Here is an 18742-nt window from a genome sequence, read left to right on the forward strand (position 1 = left end):
ATGTCAGGTTTTTTCGCACCTCCCACCGGACGCTCCGCCGGGAGCGGGAAGCCGCGGGCGTGAACTCCCTCACCGCCGCACTCTCCTCCGCCGACCAGGTGCTCACCGTCGGCGTGGAGGAGGAGTTCCTGATCGTCGATCCCGAGACCGGCGCGGTCGCCCCCGTGGCGGACGCCGTCCGCAGGCGGATCGGCGCCCCGCTCGCCGACCGGGTCCACCCCGAGCTCATGAGGTTCCAGATCGAGACCAACAGCCTCGTCCACACCGACCTGGAACGGCTCCGGCACGACCTGGCCGAGCTCCGGACCGCCACGGCCGCCGCGGCCGAGTACGCCGGGGTCCGCCTGGCCGCCTCCGGCACGGCGCTGCTCGGGAACACCGGACCGCCGTCGCTGACCCCCTCCCCCCGCTACCAGCGCATGCAGCGGCAGTACGACGGCATCCTGCGGGGGCAGGGGGTCTGCGGCTGCCACGTCCACGTCGGCGTCCCCGACCGCCGCGAGGCCGTCCAGGTCAGCAACCACCTGCGCCCCTGGCTCCCGGTGCTCCAGGCGCTGATGAGCAACTCCCCCATCGCCGACGGGACCGACACCGGGCACGCCAGCTGGCGCATCGTGCAGTGGACCCGCTGGCCGAGCGCCGGGCCGCCACCGTTCTTCTCCTCGCCGGAGCACTACGACGCCCTCGTCGACGCCCTGTACGCCACCGGGGCCATCATGGACCGGGGAATGGTCTACTGGTACATCAGACCCTCCCACCACCTGCCCACCCTGGAGTTCCGCGGCGCCGACGCGTGCGCGACCGTCGACGAGGCCGTCGCGCTGGCGGGCCTGGTCAGGGCGCTGTGCACCGTCGCCCTCGCCGACGTCAGGAGAGGGCTGCCCGCTCCGGCGGTCGACCAGACGCTGCTCAACGTGGCCTACTGGCGGGCGGCCCACGACGGGCTGGAGGGAAGCGGGTACGACCTGCTCTCCGGCAGGCGCAGGCCGGCCTGGAAGCTGGTCGGCGGCCTGCTGCAGCGGGCGCGGCCCGCCCTGGAGCTCAGCGGCGACCTGCCCTTCGTCACGGACGTGCTGAACCGGCTGCGATCCGGCGGCTCGGGCGCGGCCCGCCAGCGCGCCGCCTACCGGCGGCGGCACTGCCTGCGCGACGTGGCGCGGCTGCTGGTCGAGCAGACCCGGCCGCTGCCCGAGCCCGCCGCCCCCGTGAGAGCCTCCGCCAGGTAGCGGCGCCCCCGTACGGCAGGCGGACCCCGGCGCCGGGAGACCGGCGGGAGCCCTCGGCCGCGCGAGCCCCGCGCGGCGGCCGGGCCCCGGTCCTCAGCCCACCGGCTCCGCGGTCAGCCCGTCCAGCTCGAACACCTCGGCCAGCTCCATCTGGCGGCACGAACGCATCAGGCGGGGCGGCAGGCCGGCGAGCCTCAGCCGCCCCGAGACGGTGGCCAGACGCCAGCGGATGCCCAGGAGCAGCGTCCAGCCGGCGCCGTCGCAGGAGTCGAGCGAGCTCACGTCGAGGACGAGGAACCGGTGCCCCTGGTCCACCAGCTCGGTCAGGACCCGCCCCAGCAGGCAGGCGGTCGCCATGGTGAGACCACCCGCCAGCGTGACGACCGTCTCCTCGGACTCCGAGCCGATCACGAGTTTCAGCTCGGCGACGGGCGCGGCCTCCGGCGGCCTCCCCGTGGGCACCGGCACGTTGCGGCTCTCGAGACTCTCCATGATCGACATGACCTCCTCGGACGGGCGGCAGTCCCGGGCTCCGCCGTTCTGATTGAGGGGGTGCCTGACTGTTTACCCGGAAACCATGATATATCACACTTAGTAGCGCTTCAGTTACCATCCGCCACACTCACTAGGAGAAATATCACCTCCGCCCCCGGAATGGCGTGAGCTCGATCTTGTGTTGTCACACTGAGATAACGAGTGGCATCCCAGAGCGGCACAGGCCGTGAGCGCGACACGCCGGGGGTCGCCCGGGGTCACGGTCGCGCGACTGGGAGAGACGCTTGCACACCACTGTTCTGGACGTTCGGCATGCGCCGCCGCGGGCGGTCTTCCCCGGGGGCGCGGCGCCTCCCGCCCGGACACTGCTCGACATCCTCGACGAGACCGTGCGGAGCCGTCCCGGCGCCGCGGCGCTGGACGACGGGCGGACCCGTCTCGACTACGCCGGCCTGCGGACCGAGGCCGACCGGCTCGCCGGGGAGCTGCGGGAGGCCGGCGTCGGCCGCGGTGACCGGGTGGGGGTGCGGGTGCCGTCGGGCACGGCCGGCCTCTACGTCGCGATCCTGGCCGTGCTCGCCGCCGGCGCCGCCTACGTTCCGGTGGACGCCGACGACCCCGACGAGCGGGCCGAGCTGGTCTTCTCCGAGGCCGGGGTCCGCGCGGTCGTCACCGAGGGCGGGAAGATCGTCCTCTTCGACCGCGAGACCCGTGCGGGAGCGGAGCCCGGGACGGGGCGCGGCGCGGCGGGGACGGCCGGAGCCGACCGGCCCGGCCCGGACGACGACGCGTGGATCATCTTCACCTCGGGGTCCACCGGGAGGCCCAAGGGGGTCGCGGTCACCCACCGCAGCGCGGCGGCGTTCGTCGACGCCGAGGCCCGGCTGTTCCTCCGGGACGAGCCGATCGGTCCCGGCGACCGGGTGCTGGCGGGCCTGTCGGTGGCCTTCGACGCCTCCTGCGAGGAGATGTGGCTGGCCTGGCGGCACGGCGCCTGCCTGGTCGCCGCCCCCCGGGCGCTGGTGCGCACCGGCATGGACCTCGGGCCGTGGCTGGTCGAGATGGGCGTCACCGTCGTGTCCACGGTGCCGACGCTGGCGGCCCTGTGGCCGGTGGAGAGCCTCGACGACGTCCGGCTGCTGATCTTCGGCGGTGAGGCCTGTCCGCCCGAGCTGGCCGAGCGGCTGGCCGTACCCGGGCGGGAGGTGTGGAACACCTACGGCCCGACCGAGGCGACGGTGGTCGCGTGCGCGGCGCCGCTGACCGGGGAGGGACCGGTGCGGATCGGGCTGCCGCTGGACGGCTGGGACCTGGCCGTCGTGGGCGCGGACGGGGAGCCGGTCGCCCTGGGCGGGACCGGTGAGCTGGTCATCGGCGGCGTCGGCCTGGCCCGCTACCTCGACCGGGAGAAGGACGCCGAGAAGTACGCCCCGCTTCCGTCCCTCGGCTGGGAGCGGGCCTACCGCAGCGGCGACCTGGTCCGGGCCGAGCCCGAGGGGCTCGTCTTCTGCGGCCGGGCGGACGAGCAGGTCAAGCTCGGCGGGCGCCGGATCGAGCTGGGCGAGGTGGACGCCGCACTGCAGGCGCTGCCCGGCGTGTCCGGCGCGGCCGCGGCGGTGCGCACGACCGGCGGCGGGCACCAGCTGCTCGTGGGATACGTCGTGCCCGGCGCGGGGTTCGACCTGCGGGACGCCAGAGACCGGCTGCGGGACGCGCTGCCGGCCGCGCTGGTGCCCCGGCTCGCCCTGGTCGGCGACCTGCCGACCCGCACCTCCGGGAAGATCGACCGGGCCGCCCTGCCCTGGCCGCTCCCCGGCACGGCCGCCGGCGCGGGATCAGCCGGGAGACCGGACGCGGACCCGGCGACGGGCACGGGTACGGACACCGACCCGTGGGTGGCGGACCGCTGGCGGGACGTCCTCGGCGTGACCGAGGGCGACTTCTTCGCCGAGGGCGGCACGAGCCTGGCCGCGGCCCGGCTGGTGTCGGCGCTCCGGGAACGCCACCCGGCGGTCACCGTCGGCGACGTCTACGACCATCCGACGCTGCGCGCGCTCGCCGCGCACCTGGCCGCCCTGGACGCCCCGGAGGCGCCCGCCGCGGTCCGGCCGGTCACGCCGGTGCCGCGGCGCGCCTCGGTCGTGCAGGCCCTGCTCACCGTGGTGCTGCTCACCGCCGGCGGGATGCGGTGGCTGGTCGGCCTGGCCGTCCTCGGCAACCTCGCCGGTCCGCCGTGGGCGGCCGTGTCCTGGTGGTGGGTGCTGGCGGGCGGGGTGCTGTTCGTCAGCCCCGCCGGGCGGATCGCCCTGGCCGCCGGGAGTGCGCGGCTGCTGCTGCGCCGGCTGGAGCCCGGTTCCCACCCCCGGGGCGGAGCGGTCCACCTGAGGCTGTGGTTCGCCGACCGGCTCGCCGGGCAGCTGGGCGTGGCCGGGATCTCCAGCGCCCCCTGGCTCACCCACTACGCCCGGGCGCTCGGCGCCCGGATCGGCCCGGACGCGGACCTGCACTCCCCGCCGCCGGTCACCGGCATGCTCCGGCTCGGCCGCAACGCCGCGGTCGAGCCCGAGGTCGATCTGAACGGTTACTGGATCGATGGCGACCTGGTGCACGTCGGCGAGATCAGGATCGGCGCCGGGGCCGTGGTCGGGGCCCGCTCCACGCTCCTGCCCGGTGCACGGATCGGGAAGAACGCCCAGATCGCCCCGGGCTCGGCGGTGGCCGGTCCGGTGCCGTCCGGCCAGCGCTGGGCGGGGGTGCCTGCCGCCCGGACGGGCCGGGCCCGCCGCTCCCCCGGTGAGCGCCCGGCCCGCTCCCCCCTCTGGACGGCCGTCTACGGGCTGACCGCGCTGGCACTGGGGCTCCTGCCGGTCGCCGCGGCGGTCCCCGGTCTCCTCCTGCTGACCCGGGAGGGCACCCTCGCCGGCGCCCTGTACGGCGTGCCGCTCGCCACCGTGGTCTCGATGACGGCCTTCGCCCTCGTCGTCCTGGTCGCGGTGCGGCTGCTGGCCGTCGGCCTGCGCGCCGGGCTGCATCCGATCCACGGCCGCCAGGCGTGGCAGGCGTGGACCACCGGCCGCCTGATGTCGATGGCGCGCGTGTGGCTCTTCCCGCTGTACGCGAGTGCGGCCACCCCCCTGTGGCTGCGCGCCCTCGGCATGAAGGTCGGCCGGGACGTGGAGCTGTCCACGGTGCTGGCGCTGCCCTCGATGACCTCGGTCGGGGACGGCGCGTTCCTCGCCGACGACACGATGGTCGCGCCGTACGAGCTGGACGGCGGACGCTTCCGGGTGGACCGCGTGCGGATCGGCAAGCGGGCCTTCCTCGGCAACTCCGGGATGACCGCGCCCGGCCGCAAGGTCCCCAAGGACGGCCTGGTCGCGGTGCTGTCGGCGGCGCCGAAGAAGGCCAGGGCGGGCTCGTCCTACCTCGGCATGCCCCCGGTCGAGCTGCGCCGCGCCGCCGGGGACGGCGACCGGAGCCGCACCTACGACCCGCCGGCGCGGCTGAGGGCGGCCCGGGCCGCCGTCGAGCTGTGCCGGCTCGTCCCGGCGATGGCCACGGTCGCGCTCGCCGTGCTCGCGGCGGCGGTGCTGGAGCGGCTCGCCGGCGCGTACGGCTTCGCGGTCGCGGCGCTGCTGACCGGGGTCGTGGCGGCCGGGGCCGGGGTGCTGGCCGCGGCGGTCGCCACCGCCGCCAAGTGGGTGATCCTCGGCCGGATCTCCGCGGGCGACCGGCCGCTGTGGAGCTCGTTCGTCTGGCGCAACGAGCTGGCCGACAACTTCGTGGAGGTGCTGGCCGCGCCGTGGTTCGCCCAGCAGTGGCTGGGAACCGCCCCGCTCAACCTCTGGCTGCGCTCGATGGGCGCGCGGATCGGCCGGGGCGTGTGGTGCGAGACCTACTGGCTGCCCGAGATCGATCTGGTCTCCCTGGGCGACGGCGCGTCGGTGAACCGCGGCTGCGTCCTGCAGACGCACCTGTTCCACGACCGCGTGATGAGCATCGATACGGTCGTCCTGCGGAACGGCGCGACGCTCGGCCCGCACGGGGTGGTCCTGCCCGCGGCTACGGTCGGGGAGAACACCACCGTGGGCCCGGCGTCCCTGGTGATGCGCGGCGAGTCCGTGCCGCCGGGGACCCGCTGGTTCGGCAACCCGATCGCCGCATGGACGACCCGCTCCCCGAGGACGTGAGACCGGTTCCGAGCACCACCCACCGCCCCTATTTCCCCACGCACGGCGACGACGGCTACCGGGTAGGCCACTACGACCTGTCCCTGGAGTACAAGGTGTCCGCCAACCGGCTCGGCGCGGTCGCCCGGCTCTCGGCGACGGCCGTCCGGCCGCTGGAGCGCATCTCCCTGGACCTCGGCGCCTTCCGCGTGGGCGGCGTCCTGGTCGACGGGCGTCCCGCGCGCTTCACCCACCGCGACGGCAGGCTCCATCTCACGCCCGGTCGGCCGGCGCCGGGACCGTTCACCGTCGAGGTCCGCTACTCGGGCGCTCCCCGGCCGGTCTCCAGCCACTGGGGCGGGGTCGGCTGGGAGCAGCTGACCGACGGTGTGATCGTGGCCGGCCAGCCGGTCGGGGCCCCGTCGTGGTTCCCCTGCAACGACCGGCCGGACGACAAGGCCTCCTACCGGATCGCGGTCACCACGGCCTCGCCGTACACGGTGGTGGCCAACGGGGAGCTGGTGGAGCGGCGGCGCGCGGGCCAGGCCACCACGTGGGTGTACGAGCAGGCCGAGCCCATGGCGACCTACCTGGCGAGCGTGCAGATCGGTCGCTACCGGCGGACGGAGCTCGGACCCCGGATGCTGCTGTTCCATCCCGCGAGGCTCGCCGGGCGGGCCGCGAACGACTTCGGGCGCCAGGACCGGATGATGGCGCTGTTCACCGACCGGTTCGGCCCCTATCCGTTCCGCGCGCCGTACACCGCGGTGGTGACGGAGGACGAGCTGGAGATCCCGGTCGAGGCGCAGGGCATGTCGATCTTCGGCGCCAACCACGTGGACGGCGCGCGCGGCGAGGAACGGCTGGTCGCCCACGAGCTGGCCCACCAGTGGTTCGGCAACAGCCTGACCGCGGCCGGCTGGCGCCACATCTGGCTGCACGAGGGGTTCGCCGCCTACGCCGAGTGGCTCTGGTCGGAGGAGTCCGGCGGCCCGTCCGCCGCCGCGCACGCGGCCCACTGGCACCGCCGTCTCGCCGCCCTCCCCCAGGACCTGGTGCTCGCCGATCCCGGCGCCCGCGACCTGTTCGACGACCGCGTCTACAAGCGCGGCGCCCTGGCCCTGCACGCGCTCCGCACCGGGATCGGCGACCTGGCGTTCTTCTCGCTGCTGCGTGCCTGGACCGCCGCCCACCGGCACGGCTCCGTCACCACGGAGATGTTCGTCGACCTCGCCCTGGAGTTCACCCCGAGGTCGTACGAGACGTTCTTCGCCTCCTGGCTGTACGGCTCCCGCCTGCCGCCGCTGCCCTGACCGGGCGCCGGGCCGGGCGGCTCCCACGCCGCGGCCGCCCGATCGGGCGCGGCCCGCCGCCGTACGCGCCGGTGTGGTGGCATAGCGAGGCGGAGAACGAACTGATCCGCTCCCTCGCCGATGTCATCCGTGACCTCGGTCCTCTCCCGTCAGGGAGCCGACCCGCACCGCTTCGGGATTCACCGGGCCGCGTCGGTCGCGGCCCGGACGAACTCGCGGACGCGGCCGCTGGCGTTGGTGGTGAGCCAGATGGGACCCCACTGGATGGGCGGGGCGTCCTGGAGGGGGACGTAGGCGATGTCGGGGCGAGGATAGAAGCGGGCGGCGTGCTCGCCGACGGGGAAGACGCCCTGACCGGCGGCGATGAGGGCGAGGGCCTCGCCGAAGCTGGTCGCCCGCGGGCCCTGGGGGACGGGCAGCCCGTCCCCGGTACGCGACGGGGTCCGGTCGGACTGGAATCTCCGCGGGATGTCCACCGGCACCTGGATCACCGGGTGGTCGGCGAGCACCGCCACCGGTACCGCGTCCTTTCCGGCGAAGGCGTGATCGGCCGGGACGGCCAGCAGGCGCGGCTCGGCCACCAGTACCGGGCCCGGGGTGAGGCCCGGCTGGGCGGCGAACAGGATGTCGGTGATCTGGACGTCGACGTCGCCGTCGAAGAGCCGGGAGACGGTGTCGTGCCACTGCGTCTCGTGGATGTGCACTTCGCAGTCGGGGTGACGGGCGGCGAACACACCGACGGACTTGAGCAGGAGCTGGCCGGCGAGGGCGCCGAGGAATCCCACCCGCAGCACGCCGGTGACGCCCCGTCCCGTGTCGACCGCCCGCTGGAACGCGTCCTCGATGCCCTTCACATGCGGCCTCAGGTCGTCGGCCAGCCGGGCGCCGAGCGGCGTGAGCCGGACACGGCGGCTGGTCCGCTCGAACAGCGGCGCGCCGACCAGCCGTTCCACCTTCTTGATCGTCTGGCTGACGCGTCCCGGAGTGAGCCGCAGGCGCTCGGCCGTGCGACCGAAGTGCAGCTCGTCGGCGAGTGCCAGGAAGACCTGGGTCTCCTGCCGCTCCAGCATCGTGCCCTCCGATCGTTGAGTCCGGCTAACCGCCGCTTCGCTGATCACGCGTTGATGCAGGTCAGCCCGGCACGCCATCGTTGGGGACCAGCGGCACATGCTAACGAAAGCAGCGAAATGAGAGCGAAACGAAAGATCGTGTCCGGACTGTTCGTCTCTCTGGACGGGGTCGTGGAGGCGCCGGAGACCTGGCACTTCCCGTATCTGAACGAGGAGATGAACGCGGCGGTCGGCGCGATGCACGAGGAGGCCGACACCCTGCTGCTGGGCCGGGTGACCTACGAGACGTTCGCCGCGGTCTGGCCCCACCAGACCGGCGCGCTCGCCGACCGGATCAACGGCCTGCCCAAGATGGTCGTCTCGGCCACCCTGGACGGGGCGGCCTGGGCGAACTCGACGGTGCTGGACGGCGACGTCGTCACCGCGCTGACCGAGGCCAAGAACCGGCCGGGCGGGAACATCAACCTGTCCGGCAGCATCACCCTGACCCGCGCCCTGCTGAAGGCCGGGCTCATCGACGAGCTCCGTCTCCTGGTCCACCCGGTCGTGCTCGGCACCGGCCTCCGGCTCTTCCCCGAAGGCGCCGACCGGGTGCCCCTGAAGCTGCTCCGATCCGCCACCTTCGCCACAGGCGTCATGGACCTGACCTACCGGCCGCTCTGAACCCACCACGAACGGAGAAGACCATGAACGACGTCCAGATCAGGACACTCCAGGTTCCGGGAGCGAACCTGCACCACGAGATCAGGGGCTCCGGGCCGCTGCTGCTCATGATCCCGGGCGCGCCCGCCGACGCCGGGGCGCTGTCCGGCCTCGCCGCGGCGCTGTCCACCCGGTACACCGTCATCACCTACGATCAGCGCGGCCTGTCGCGCAGCCCGCTGACCGGGCCCGCCCGCGATCAGGACGTGGCCGTCTTCACCGAGGACGCGCACCGGCTGCTCACCGCGCACGGCGGCGGGCCCGCCTACGTACTGGGCAACAGCGGCGGCGCGCTCACCGCCCTGGACCTGGTCGCCCGCCACCCCGAGCAGGTCCGTGCCCTGGTGGCGCACGAGCCGCCGATTCCGGAGATACTGCCCGACCGCGAGCGCTGGCGGGCGGTGTTCCAGAACGTCCAGGACACCTACCACGCCGAAGGGCCCGGCGCCGCGATGCAGAAATTCCTCACCACGATCGAGGGGGAGCCCAGCGGCCCGCCGCAGATGCCCGACTTCTCCCAGATGCCTCCCGAAGCGCTGGAGATGATGGGCCGGATCCAAGGGAACATCGACTTCTTCCTCACCCACGTCCTGCTGCCCGTGCTGCGCTTCGTGCCGGACCTCTCCGCGTTGCGCTCCGCCGCCGCCCGGATCGCCGTCGGAGTCGGCGCGGCCTCGCCCGACGGCCTCCCCTCCCGCTCCGCCCTCGCACTCGCCGAGCGCCTCGGCACCGAGCCGATCGAATTCCCCGGCGACCACCAGGGCCTCACCCTCGACGCGACCACCAGCGCCGAGATCGTCCACGACGCCTTCACCCGCCTCACCCGGGATGCGGTCGCCCCCGCGGAGGTGATGTAGGGGTTTCCCCAGCACGACAGGCGTGCCGCCGGTCGGGCTGCGCCGCGCCGCCGGGGACGGCGGTCGAGGCCGGGGCGGTCGGGGCCGGGGCGGCCGCTATGGTGGGGCGGTGCCCGACGCCCTCCGCTCCCGCCTGCCCGCCGCCCTGGCGGCCGCGGCGACCGTCGCCGCCGGGCTGACCCTGCGGGCGCTGGCCGACGGCCCGCTCGGCGCGTACGGCGGCGACGCCCTCTACACCGTGCTCATCCACACGATCATCGTGTTCGCCCTACCGCGCACCGCGCCGCTCCGGGCCGCGGCCGGGGCGCTGGCCTTCAGCTGGGCGGTCGAGTTCGCCCAGCTCACCCCCGTGCCCGCCGCGCTCTCCGAGGCGAGCACGGTGGCCCGGCTGGTGCTCGGCAGCACGTTCGGCGCGGCCGACCTGGCGGCCTACGCCGCCGGGGCCTCCCTGGCCGCGGCCCTCCACGCGCTCCTGCGCCGCGGGCCCGCCCCCGCTCCCCTGACGAGCGGATAACCTTCGCCCATGCCCGAAGGACACACCATCCACCGCCTGGCCGCCGAGCACCGGCGGGTCTTCGCCGGGCGGGCGATCCGCGCGGAGAGCCCGCAGGGCAGGTTCGCCGCCGGGGCACGGCAGATCGACGGGCGGGTGCTCCGGGAGGCCGACGCGCACGGCAAGCACCTGCTGCTCGGCTTCGACGACGACCGCTGGCTCCACGTGCACCTCGGCATCTACGGCAAGTACGCCTTCGGCCCGGTGCCCGCCCCCGCCCCCGTCGGCGCGGTACGGCTCCGCCTGACCGGCGCGGACGCCCACGCCGACCTGCGCGGCCCGAACACCTGCGAGCTGCTGGACCCCGTCGACGTCAAGGCGCTGCACGCCCGGCTCGGCCCCGACCCGCTGCGCCCCGACGCCGATCCGGACCTCGCCTGGCGGCGGATCTCACGCAGCCGCACGTCCGTCGCGGCGCTGCTGATGGACCAGTCGGTGGTCGCGGGGGTGGGCAACATCTACCGGGCCGAGGTGCTGTTCCGCCAGGGCATCGCCCCGGCCACGCCCGGCCGCGAGCTGACCCGCGAGCGCTGGGAGGCCGTCTGGGCCGACCTGGCGGCCCTGATGGCCGAGGGGGTGCGCGCGGGCCGGATCGACACGGTCCGGGAGGAGCACACGCCCGAGGCGATGGGCCGCCCGCCCCGGGTCGACGACCACGGCGGCGAGGTCTACGTCTACCGGCGCTCGGGCATGCCCTGCCTGGTCTGCGGGACCGAGGTCCGCACCGAGTCTCTGGTCGGCCGCAACCTCTTCTACTGCCCGGGCTGCCAACCGGGCTGACCGGCCCCGTCCGGCGCGACCCGCGCCGGACGGGGCCGGAGGAGAAGCCGGGGTCGCCCCGGCCCCGCTCAGACGGGATCGGCCGGTGGCGGCTCGACGCGGGGCCGCTCAGAGCAGCCGCAGGACCGCCTCGACCGACTCGCGCCGGGCCGGGAGGAGCGGGAGCCGTACCGACGGGGTGGGGATGAGGCCCCGCGCGTGCAGCACGCCCTTGAGCACGGTGGGGTTGGGCTCGGCGAACACGGCCGCTGCCAGGGCGGACAGGCGGTGGCCGAGCGCGCGGGCGCGGGCGGCGTCGCCGGAGCGCCAGGCCTCGGCGAGCGCGGCGAAGTCGGCGGTGCACAGGTGGGCGGTGGCGACGATGCCGCCGGGGGCGCCCAGGGCGAGCAGCGCGGAGAGGAACGCGTCGTCGCCGGCCAGCACCGCGAAGTCCTCCGGCGGGTCGGTCAGCAGGGCGACGGTGTCGGCGTCGACGCCGCCGACCGCCTGCTTGACCCCCCGCACCGCGGGCAGCGCGCCGATCTCGCGCAGTGCGGCGGCGCCCGCGGCCTGGCCGGTCCGGTGCGGGACGTTGTAGACGATCAGCGGCACCGGGCTGCGCCGGGACAGCTCGGTGAAGTGGGCCAGCACCCCCGCCTCGCCGGGGCGGACGAAGGACGGCACGGCGACCAGCGCGGCGTCCGCCACCCCGCCGAGGTCGCGCAGGGCCTCGGCGGTGCCGCGGGTGCCGCTCGATCCGGCTCCGACCACCAGCGTCGCCCCCCGCTCCCGGCGGACGCGGGCGCACACCTCGACGACCGCCCGCCGCTCCTTCTCCGTGAGCATGGCGGCCTCGGCGGTGGTGCCGAGCGCGACCAGGCCGCTCGCGCCTCCGTCGAGCACGGCGTGCGCGAGGCCCTCCAGCGCCTCGGCGGCGACCTCGCCGTCGGCGGCGAACGGGGTGATCAGCGGGACGAGGACACCGGAGAACGTCATGGCCCGAGCCTGGCAGCCCACCAGCCTTCAGGTCCAGTTAGTCTTCGTTGGGTCGTCCGTTAAGCAACGCTGATCCGTCCCGGCGCGGGCCGTCTCACATCAGCGTGCGGGCGGTCCAGAGCTCGGGGAAGATCTCCCGGCGCATGCTCCGCTCCAGCCAGGTCATGCCGCTGGATCCGCCCGAGCCGGGCTTGGCGCCCATGGATCGGCGGACCGCCATCAGGTGGCGGTAGCGCCAGTCGGAGAACTGCTCAGCCAGGTCGGTGAGCGCCTCGGCCAGCGGCGCCAGCGGGCTCGCGTAGACCTCGGCCCAGACCGCCTCCACCTGCTGGCTCGGCTGGTACTCGGCCGCATGGTCGCGCTCGGTCGCCTGGCGCGGGACCGCGAAGCCGTTGCGGGCCAGGAAGGCCAGGACCGAGTCGTAGAGGCTGGGCCGGGCCAGCGCGTCCACGAGCTCGGCGTACGCCTCGGGGTTGCGGCGGTGCGGGCGGATCATGGCCTCGGACTTGATGCCGAGCAGGAACTCCACGTGCCGGTAGTACGCCGACTGGAAGCCGGACGCCTCGCCGAGCGCGTCGCGGAACTGGTTGAACTGCGCCGGGGTGAGCCAGCTCAGCGAGGACCAGGCCGCGTTGAGCGCCTCGAAGTGCCGGACGCTGCGCTTGACCGTCGTGATCGCGGCCGCGGCGTCGTCGTCGTCCAGCTGCCGCTGGGCCAGCCGCCACTCCGAGCGGAGCAGCCCGAAGTACAGCTCCATCACCTGCGTGGTGACCAGGAACGCGAGCTCCTCCGGCGCGTCGGTGACGGTGCGCTGGAGCCGGTGCAGCACCGCGGTGCCCACGTAGTCGTCGTACGGCGTGGCGGAGTCGAATCCGAGCGTGGGCAGCCCCTCGTTCTCGGCGGCCCGCTCGGCCCGCTCCCGCTCGGTGCGCTGCTTGATGCTGTTCACTTCTCCCCCTCTTACGGTCTCCCTTCCATCCTGTCCCACTCCCTCGAATACCGAAATAACATGATAAAGGCGATCGAATGGTTTACTTTGAGATCGGAAGGCCGTACGGCTGCTCCGGTTTGCGGATGACGGAGCGTGACAGTGGACGCGATGGACTGGGCACTCCTGGCTGAGCTGCAGAAAGACGCCCGGCTCTCCTACAGCGAGCTCTCCCGCCGGGTCCATCTGTCCGCCCCGGCCGTGGCCGAGCGGGTGCGGCGGATGGAGGAGTCCGGGGTGATCACCGGCTACCACGCCCGAGTGGATCCGGCCCGGGCCGGGCGCGCGGTGGCGGCGCTGATCAGGATGTCGTGCTACGGGCCGCGGTGCGTGCTCCGCGACGAGCAGGCGCTGGCCTGGCCGGAGATCCTGGAGGTGCACCGGGTGACCGGGGAGACGTGCTGCCTGATGCGGGTGTCGGCCGCCTCGATGACGGCCTTCGAGGAGCTGATCGACCGGCTGGCGCCGTACGGTCACCCGTCGAGCATGATGGTGCTCTCCAGCCCGGTGCCCTGGCGCCCGCTCTCCCCCTGAGCGGCCGCGTCACCGGCCTCCCGGCGGACCCTCGGGGCCCCGCAGGACCCGGTCGGCGATCATCTCGGCGGTGGTGCGCCAGATCGGCGAGGCGGGGTCGATCACGTCGAAGTGGTCGCCGGCCGCCTCCAGGTACGTCACGTCGTCGCCCGCGGCGCGGGCGGCCCTCGCGTAGCGGCGGCCCAGGTCGACCAGGTCGAGGTCGTCCCCGTCGCCCTGGACGACGAGCTGCGGGACCTTCAGCGGGAGGCGCTCCAGCGGGCTGGAGCGGGCGTAGACCTCGGGCTCCTCGTCGGCCGGACCGCCCAGGGCGGCGGCGACCGCGCCCCCGCTGAGCCGGCGGCGGTCGCCCTCCACCAGGTCGAGCACCCCCGCCAGGGAGACCGCCAGCGCGACCCGGCCGTCGTCGGCCGCCGCGCGCAGGGCGAGCTGGCCGCCCGCGGAGTGGCCGATCACCACGACCGGCCCCCGCGCGCCCTCCGCCGCCAAGGCGAGCCCCGCCGCCACGTCCGCGGTCGTCGCGGCCCAGCCGTGCCGGTCGGGGCGGCGGTACTCGAGGTTCCAGGTCTCGAGGCCGCGCCCGGCCAGGTCGGCGCAGAGCGCGTCCATCAGGTCCGCGCCCCAGACCGACCGCCAGTAGCCGCCGTGCAGCACCACTGCCACCGGGACCGGCTCCCGCCGACCGCCCTTCGGGTCGTCCCCCGAGCCGCTCCACCGATCACCCCCCGGGCCGCCCTGCCGGTCACCTCGCGGGCCGTCCCACGACTCGTCCGGCGACCCATGCGGCCGCCGTACCTCCGCCCACTGGTCGGGGTGCGCGCCGTAGGCGACCCGGCGGGCGGGCCGGAGCAGCCGGTGCACGGCGTGGCGGATCGCCCAGGCCAGTCCCCAGACCCCGCGCCCGTGCAGGTGCCCCGGGCCCGCCGGCTCCGCCACCCGGTGGAGGTCCAGCCAGACGGCGCGGGGGTGCCGGGCGATGAGGGCTCGCGCCTCGGGGTCGGGCCCGGGCAGGACGACCAGGGGACCGGAGGACTCCAGGACCGCGGCCTCCAGCTCGGCGGCCCCGGGGAGCGCCGCGACGCTCCCGCGCACCCCCAGCGCGGCGAACTCCCGGTCGGCGACCTCGGCCAGCAGCCGCAGGTCGGCGACCAGGCCGGGACCGGCGAGCACGCGGACATCGACGTCGGCGGCATCCGTGACAGGCGGGGTCATCCGCCCATTGTCCCCCATCCGCCCGCGGTCACCGGTCCGGCGCGAACGCCCGGACCAGGAGCTCCTCGGCGTCGTCGAGGTAGGACTCCAGCGCGCGCCCGGCCTCCTCCGCCCGTCCGGCCTCCAGCAGCTCCAGCAGCTCCAGGTTCCGGGCCACGAACGGCTCGTGGAAGTCGCGGGGGTTGTCCATGACGTGGAACACCAGGCGCAGCTCGGCCAGGAGCTGGCGCATGGCCTCGTCCAGCCGGGGGCTGCCGTTCAGCGCGGCCAGGGCCTGGTGGAAGCGGATGTTGGCGGTGCCCACGTCCTGCCAGCGGCCCTCCTCGGCGGCGCGGGCCGCGTCGGCGACGGCCCGCCGGACCGCGGCGAACCTCTCCGGCGGGGCTCCGGCGCTGTGCCGTACGGCGGCGCCCTCGATCACCCGGCGCACCCGGTAGAGGTCGGCCACGTCCTCGGCCGAGAGCATCCGCACGAACACCCCGCGGTTGAGCCGGTGCTCCAGCAGGCGCTCGTGGCCGAGCAGCCGGAAGGCCTCGCGCAGGGTGTTGCGGGAGACCCCGAGCGCCGTCCCGATGGCCTCCTCCGACAGGCGCCGGCCCGGCGCGAAGAGCCCTTCGGCGATCCGCTCGCGCAGGATGTCGGCGACCCGCTCGGCGGTGCTGCTGCGCCCCAGGCGGTCGCGGTCGTGCTCGAGTTCGGCGACGGCGTCGTTCACGGCCCCACAGAATCATCGAACAAGCCTATTGTCGAATTGTTGAACGATCCTTATGTTGAATCTAATCCCCAGCGTAAGGAGCGAGCGCGATGGCAGGCTCCCAGACCCGGCGGGTCGTCCTCGCCGGACTGATCGGCACCTCCCTGGAGTGGTACGACTTCTTCCTGTACGGCTCGGCCGCGGCCCTGGTCTTCAACAAGCTCTTCTTCCCCACCTTCGAACCCCTCACCGGCACACTGCTGGCGCTGCTCACCTACGCCATCGGGTTCGTCGCCCGCCCCCTGGGCGGCATCGTCTTCGGCCACTTCGGCGACCGCGCCGGCCGCAAGAACGTGCTGGTGGCCACCCTGCTGCTGATGGGCATCGCGACCTTCCTCATCGGCCTGCTGCCCACCCACGCCACGCTCGGCGTCGCCGCGCCGCTGCTCCTGGTCGCCCTGCGCTTCCTGCAGGGACTGGGCCTGGGCGGCGAGTGGGGCGGTGCCGTGCTCATGTCCATCGAGCACGGCGATCCCGGGCGGCGCGGCTTCAACGCGAGCTGGCCGCAGGCCGGCGTGCCCGCCGGGAACCTGCTGGCGGCCGGCGTGCTCGGGATCATGTCCGCGGCGCTGCCGGAGGAGGCGTTCCTGTCCTGGGGCTGGCGGGTGCCGTTCCTGCTGTCCGGCCTGCTCGTGGCCGTGGGCCTGTGGATCAGGCTCCGGATCGTGGAGTCGCCGCTCTTCGCCGAGGTGGAGCAGAGCGGGCAGAAGGCGAAGATGCCGCTGGTGGAGGTCCTGCGCACCCACCCCCGGGCGCTGGCCTCGGCCTTCTGCGCGCGCATCGGGGTGGACGTCGCCTTCTACACCTTCGTCACCTACAGCCTCTCGTACGTCAGCGAGACCCTGAAGCTGGACCGCGGGGTGGCGCTGAACGCGGTGCTGATCGGCTCGGCCGTCCAGCTCCTCCTCATCCCCCTGTTCGGCGCCCTGTCGGACCGGGTGGGCAGGCGCCCGGTCTACCTGGCGGGCGCGGCGGCGACCGCGCTGTGGGTGTTCGCCTTCTTCCCGCTGCTGGACAGCAGGTCCTTCCCGGTGATCGCGCTCGCCTCCATCGTGGCGCTGGCCTGCCACGCCGCGATGTACGGTCCGCAGGCGGCGTTCATCGCCGAGCTGTTCAGCACCCGGCTGCGCTACAGCGGCGCCTCGATGGGCTACCAGGTCGCCGGGATCTTCGGCGGCGCGCTGGCCCCGATCGTCGCCCTGGAGCTGCTCGGCAGGTTCCAGACCACGGTGGCGATCTCCCTCTACGTGGTCGCGGCCCTCGCCGTCACCGCCGCCGGCCTGCTGATCGCTCCGGAGAGCGCTCCCCAGGCCACCCGGGTGCCGCCCGCGACGAATCGCGCCGAAATCGGGAAATGATCCTGACCGGAATCATCTCTAGCCGCGGGACGCGTGAGACGTTAGCGTCTGCGCATGCGCCCTGTTGAGATCTCCGGCAAGAGACTCGGACTGAGGGAAGTGACGCCCGCCGACGTGGACGCGCTGCACGCCGTGTACGGCGATCCGGCGACCACCGAGCACCTGCCGTTCGACCCCCGCACCAGGGAGGAGGTCGAGGAGATCGTCGCCGAGGCGATCGAGTCCGCGGGCGTGCAGCCCCGGCGGCTCTACGTGCTGGCGGTGACCGACCTGGACGGCGGCGAGGTCATCGGCGTCGCCCGGCTGCACATCGAGGCCGACCACCCGCACAGCGCGGAGATCGGCCTCGGGCTCCGTCCCGACCACTGGGGGCGGGGGATCGGCACCGACCTGATCAGGCTGCTGCTGACGTTCGGCTTCAAGCATCTGCGCCTGCACCGCATCTGGGGCGCCCGCTCCCCTGCCAACACCGCCGCCCAGCTCGCGATGCTGGTCGCCGGGATGGTCGAGGAGGGCAGGATCCGGCACCACGTGCGGGTCAACGGCTCCTGGCGCGACTCCATCGTGCACTCGGCGCTGGAGGACGAGTGGGAGGGCCAGCGCGACACCTGACCGCTCCGGGCGCGCCCCCGGCGGTCCCGCGAAGGCGCCGCGGGGCACGGCGGCGGGCGCCCGTGGCGGGCACCGTGCCGGGCGCTGCGGCGGGCACCGCGACGGGCACCCGTGGCGGGGCACCGCGGGAGTGCGGGAGTGCGGGAGGACTCGAGAGGGCGCGGTGGGGGCGCCTCCTCCGGCGTCCCGGCAGGTTGTGACGGAATCGCTGCCGTTTTCCGGCGACGGAGCGACCGAAATGGCCCTAGAGTTCGCGCGTGTGAGTGAGAGTTCCAGCCTCCCCGTGCGCGGACGCGCCGCCCGGCCCTCCGGCCGGCACCGCAGGCCCGTGCCTTCCCAGCTCCCGCCCGAGGCCCCCGCGCTCGTGCTGGCCGTACCCGGCGACGCGTCCGGTGCCGCCGCCGAGCTCGCCGCCACCGTCCGGGTCGACAACCCGCAGATCGAGGTCCGCCTGGCCGGTCTCGGCGAGGACGGCAAGGAGCTGACCTCCGAACTGGAGGCCGCCGCCCGCTCCAGGCCCGAGGACGGCGTGGCCGCCATCGTGGTGCCCCTGCTGACCGGGCCGCACCCCGCCGCCGACCGGATGATCGCCGAGGCGGTGGCGGCGAGCGGGGCGACCGTGACGGTCACCGAGCACCTCGGCCCGCACCCGCTGCTCGCCGAGGCCCTGCACATCCGGCTCGCCGAGAAGGACCTCGCCAGGCCCGACCGGGTGCGGCTGCTCAACGTCTCCAGCCCGGTCGACGCGGTCGTCCTGGCCACGGTCGGCGGGGACCGGGGGGCGGTGGAGGCGCAGCCGACGGCCGTGCTGCTGGCCTCCCGGCTGACGCTCCCCGTGCTGGTCGCCTCCCTGGACGGCGCCCCCTCCGTCGCCGACGCGGCCGAGCGGCTGCGCGGCATCGGCGCCGGGCGCATCGCCCTGTCCCCCTGCCTGATCGGCCCCGAGGCCGATCCCGGGCTCGCGGACGCGGCGGCCGGGGACGCCGGGATCGAGTGCGCCGCCCTGCTGGGCTCGCACGGGCTCATCGCGGACCTGGCCGCCCGCGCCTACGGAAGCGTGCTCGCCGAGGCGTAGGGCTCCCGGGCGCGCCCGCGGCGGACGGAGGTCCCCGCGGGCGCGCCCCGCCCGCGGTACGGATTCCGG

Annotated in this window: 17 protein-coding genes; 11 read left to right on the forward strand and 6 right to left on the reverse strand. The window is 74.6% G+C overall.

Annotation, left to right across the window (positions count from 1 at the left end; translation table 11 throughout):
• Positions 1–59 precede the first annotated feature (59 nt).
• Positions 60–1226: a glutamate--cysteine ligase gene (locus HS048_RS25550; protein ID WP_196468889.1), complete on the forward strand. Its 1167-nt coding sequence runs from the start codon at positions 60–62 to the stop codon at positions 1224–1226.
• A gap of 93 nt (positions 1227–1319) precedes the next feature.
• Here the strand turns inward: HS048_RS25550 and HS048_RS25555 are convergent, their stop codons facing one another.
• Complete coding sequence (locus HS048_RS25555) at positions 1320–1718, reverse strand: STAS domain-containing protein (RefSeq protein ID WP_196468890.1); 399 nt, start codon at positions 1716–1718, stop codon at positions 1320–1322.
• A gap of 287 nt (positions 1719–2005) precedes the next feature.
• Here HS048_RS25555 and HS048_RS25560 point away from each other — a divergent pair, with 287 nt between their 5' ends.
• Together HS048_RS25560 and HS048_RS25565 are read left to right on the forward strand one after the other, a co-directional pair.
• Entirely contained in the window at positions 2006–5911 is a 3906-nt protein-coding gene (locus HS048_RS25560; RefSeq protein ID WP_230881879.1) for a Pls/PosA family non-ribosomal peptide synthetase, read from the forward strand.
• The gene (locus HS048_RS25565) at positions 5884–7203 is read left to right on the forward strand and encodes a M1 family metallopeptidase (RefSeq protein ID WP_196468891.1); all 1320 of its coding nucleotides are present in this window, start codon (positions 5884–5886) and stop codon (positions 7201–7203) included. The genes HS048_RS25560 and HS048_RS25565 overlap by 28 nt, the downstream gene beginning before the upstream one ends.
• Positions 7204–7382: 179 nt before the next feature.
• Here HS048_RS25565 and HS048_RS25570 read toward each other — a convergent pair whose 3' ends face one another.
• The gene (locus tag HS048_RS25570; protein ID WP_196468892.1) at positions 7383–8273 is read right to left on the reverse strand and encodes a LysR family transcriptional regulator; all 891 of its coding nucleotides are present in this window, start codon (positions 8271–8273) and stop codon (positions 7383–7385) included.
• A 117-nt stretch (positions 8274–8390) separates the two neighbouring features.
• Between HS048_RS25570 and HS048_RS25575 the strand changes: the two genes are divergently transcribed.
• From HS048_RS25575 to HS048_RS25590, 4 genes are all read left to right on the forward strand, one after another.
• Complete coding sequence (locus tag HS048_RS25575) at positions 8391–8936, forward strand: dihydrofolate reductase family protein (RefSeq protein WP_191898022.1); 546 nt, start codon at positions 8391–8393, stop codon at positions 8934–8936.
• A 23-nt stretch (positions 8937–8959) separates the two neighbouring features.
• A complete protein-coding gene (locus HS048_RS25580) occupies positions 8960–9832 on the forward strand; it encodes an alpha/beta fold hydrolase (RefSeq protein ID WP_196468893.1) in 873 nt (290 codons plus the stop codon).
• Positions 9833–9941: 109 nt separating this feature from the next.
• Entirely contained in the window at positions 9942–10346 is a 405-nt protein-coding gene (locus tag HS048_RS25585; RefSeq protein ID WP_196468894.1) for a DUF2809 domain-containing protein, read from the forward strand.
• A gap of 9 nt (positions 10347–10355) precedes the next feature.
• Positions 10356–11165, forward strand: a complete 810-nt coding sequence (locus HS048_RS25590; protein WP_191898019.1) for an Fpg/Nei family DNA glycosylase — start codon at positions 10356–10358, stop codon at positions 11163–11165.
• 108 nt (positions 11166–11273) lie between these two features.
• Here HS048_RS25590 and HS048_RS25595 read toward each other — a convergent pair whose 3' ends face one another.
• Positions 11274–12140, reverse strand: a complete 867-nt coding sequence (locus tag HS048_RS25595; RefSeq protein ID WP_196468895.1) for a dihydrodipicolinate synthase family protein — start codon at positions 12138–12140, stop codon at positions 11274–11276.
• A gap of 94 nt (positions 12141–12234) precedes the next feature.
• On the reverse strand, positions 12235–13089 hold the full coding sequence (locus tag HS048_RS25600; RefSeq protein WP_068895483.1) for a tryptophan 2,3-dioxygenase: 855 nt from the start codon (positions 13087–13089) through the stop codon (positions 12235–12237).
• Positions 13090–13239: 150 nt separating this feature from the next.
• On the opposite strand from HS048_RS25600, the gene HS048_RS25605 reads away from it, so the two are divergent.
• Positions 13240–13662 (forward strand): Lrp/AsnC family transcriptional regulator, encoded by a 423-nt coding sequence (locus HS048_RS25605; protein ID WP_196453548.1) that lies wholly within the window; start codon positions 13240–13242, stop codon positions 13660–13662.
• 9 nt (positions 13663–13671) lie between these two features.
• On the opposite strand, the gene HS048_RS25610 is transcribed toward HS048_RS25605, so the two are convergent.
• Both HS048_RS25610 and HS048_RS25615 read right to left on the reverse strand, forming a co-directional pair.
• On the reverse strand, positions 13672–14874 hold the full coding sequence (locus HS048_RS25610; protein WP_196468896.1) for a S9 family peptidase: 1203 nt from the start codon (positions 14872–14874) through the stop codon (positions 13672–13674).
• 28 nt (positions 14875–14902) lie between these two features.
• Entirely contained in the window at positions 14903–15589 is a 687-nt protein-coding gene (locus tag HS048_RS25615; protein ID WP_196468897.1) for a GntR family transcriptional regulator, read from the reverse strand.
• An 89-nt stretch (positions 15590–15678) separates the two neighbouring features.
• Between HS048_RS25615 and HS048_RS25620 the strand changes: the two genes are divergently transcribed.
• From HS048_RS25620 to HS048_RS25630, 3 genes are all read left to right on the forward strand, one after another.
• The gene (locus HS048_RS25620) at positions 15679–16986 is read left to right on the forward strand and encodes an MFS transporter (protein ID WP_196468898.1); all 1308 of its coding nucleotides are present in this window, start codon (positions 15679–15681) and stop codon (positions 16984–16986) included.
• Between the two features lie 54 nt (positions 16987–17040).
• Entirely contained in the window at positions 17041–17598 is a 558-nt protein-coding gene (locus HS048_RS25625; RefSeq protein ID WP_068895490.1) for a GNAT family N-acetyltransferase, read from the forward strand.
• Positions 17599–17857: 259 nt separating this feature from the next.
• Positions 17858–18673 carry a hypothetical protein gene (locus HS048_RS25630; RefSeq protein ID WP_307832631.1) on the forward strand — a complete coding sequence of 272 codons (816 nt, stop codon included), beginning with the start codon at positions 17858–17860 and terminating at the stop codon, positions 18671–18673.
• Positions 18674–18742 lie beyond the last annotated feature (69 nt).

Source organism: Planomonospora sp. ID91781 (assembly GCF_015711595.1).
In the GTDB taxonomy this organism is placed as follows: domain Bacteria; phylum Actinomycetota; class Actinomycetes; order Streptosporangiales; family Streptosporangiaceae; genus Planomonospora; species Planomonospora parontospora.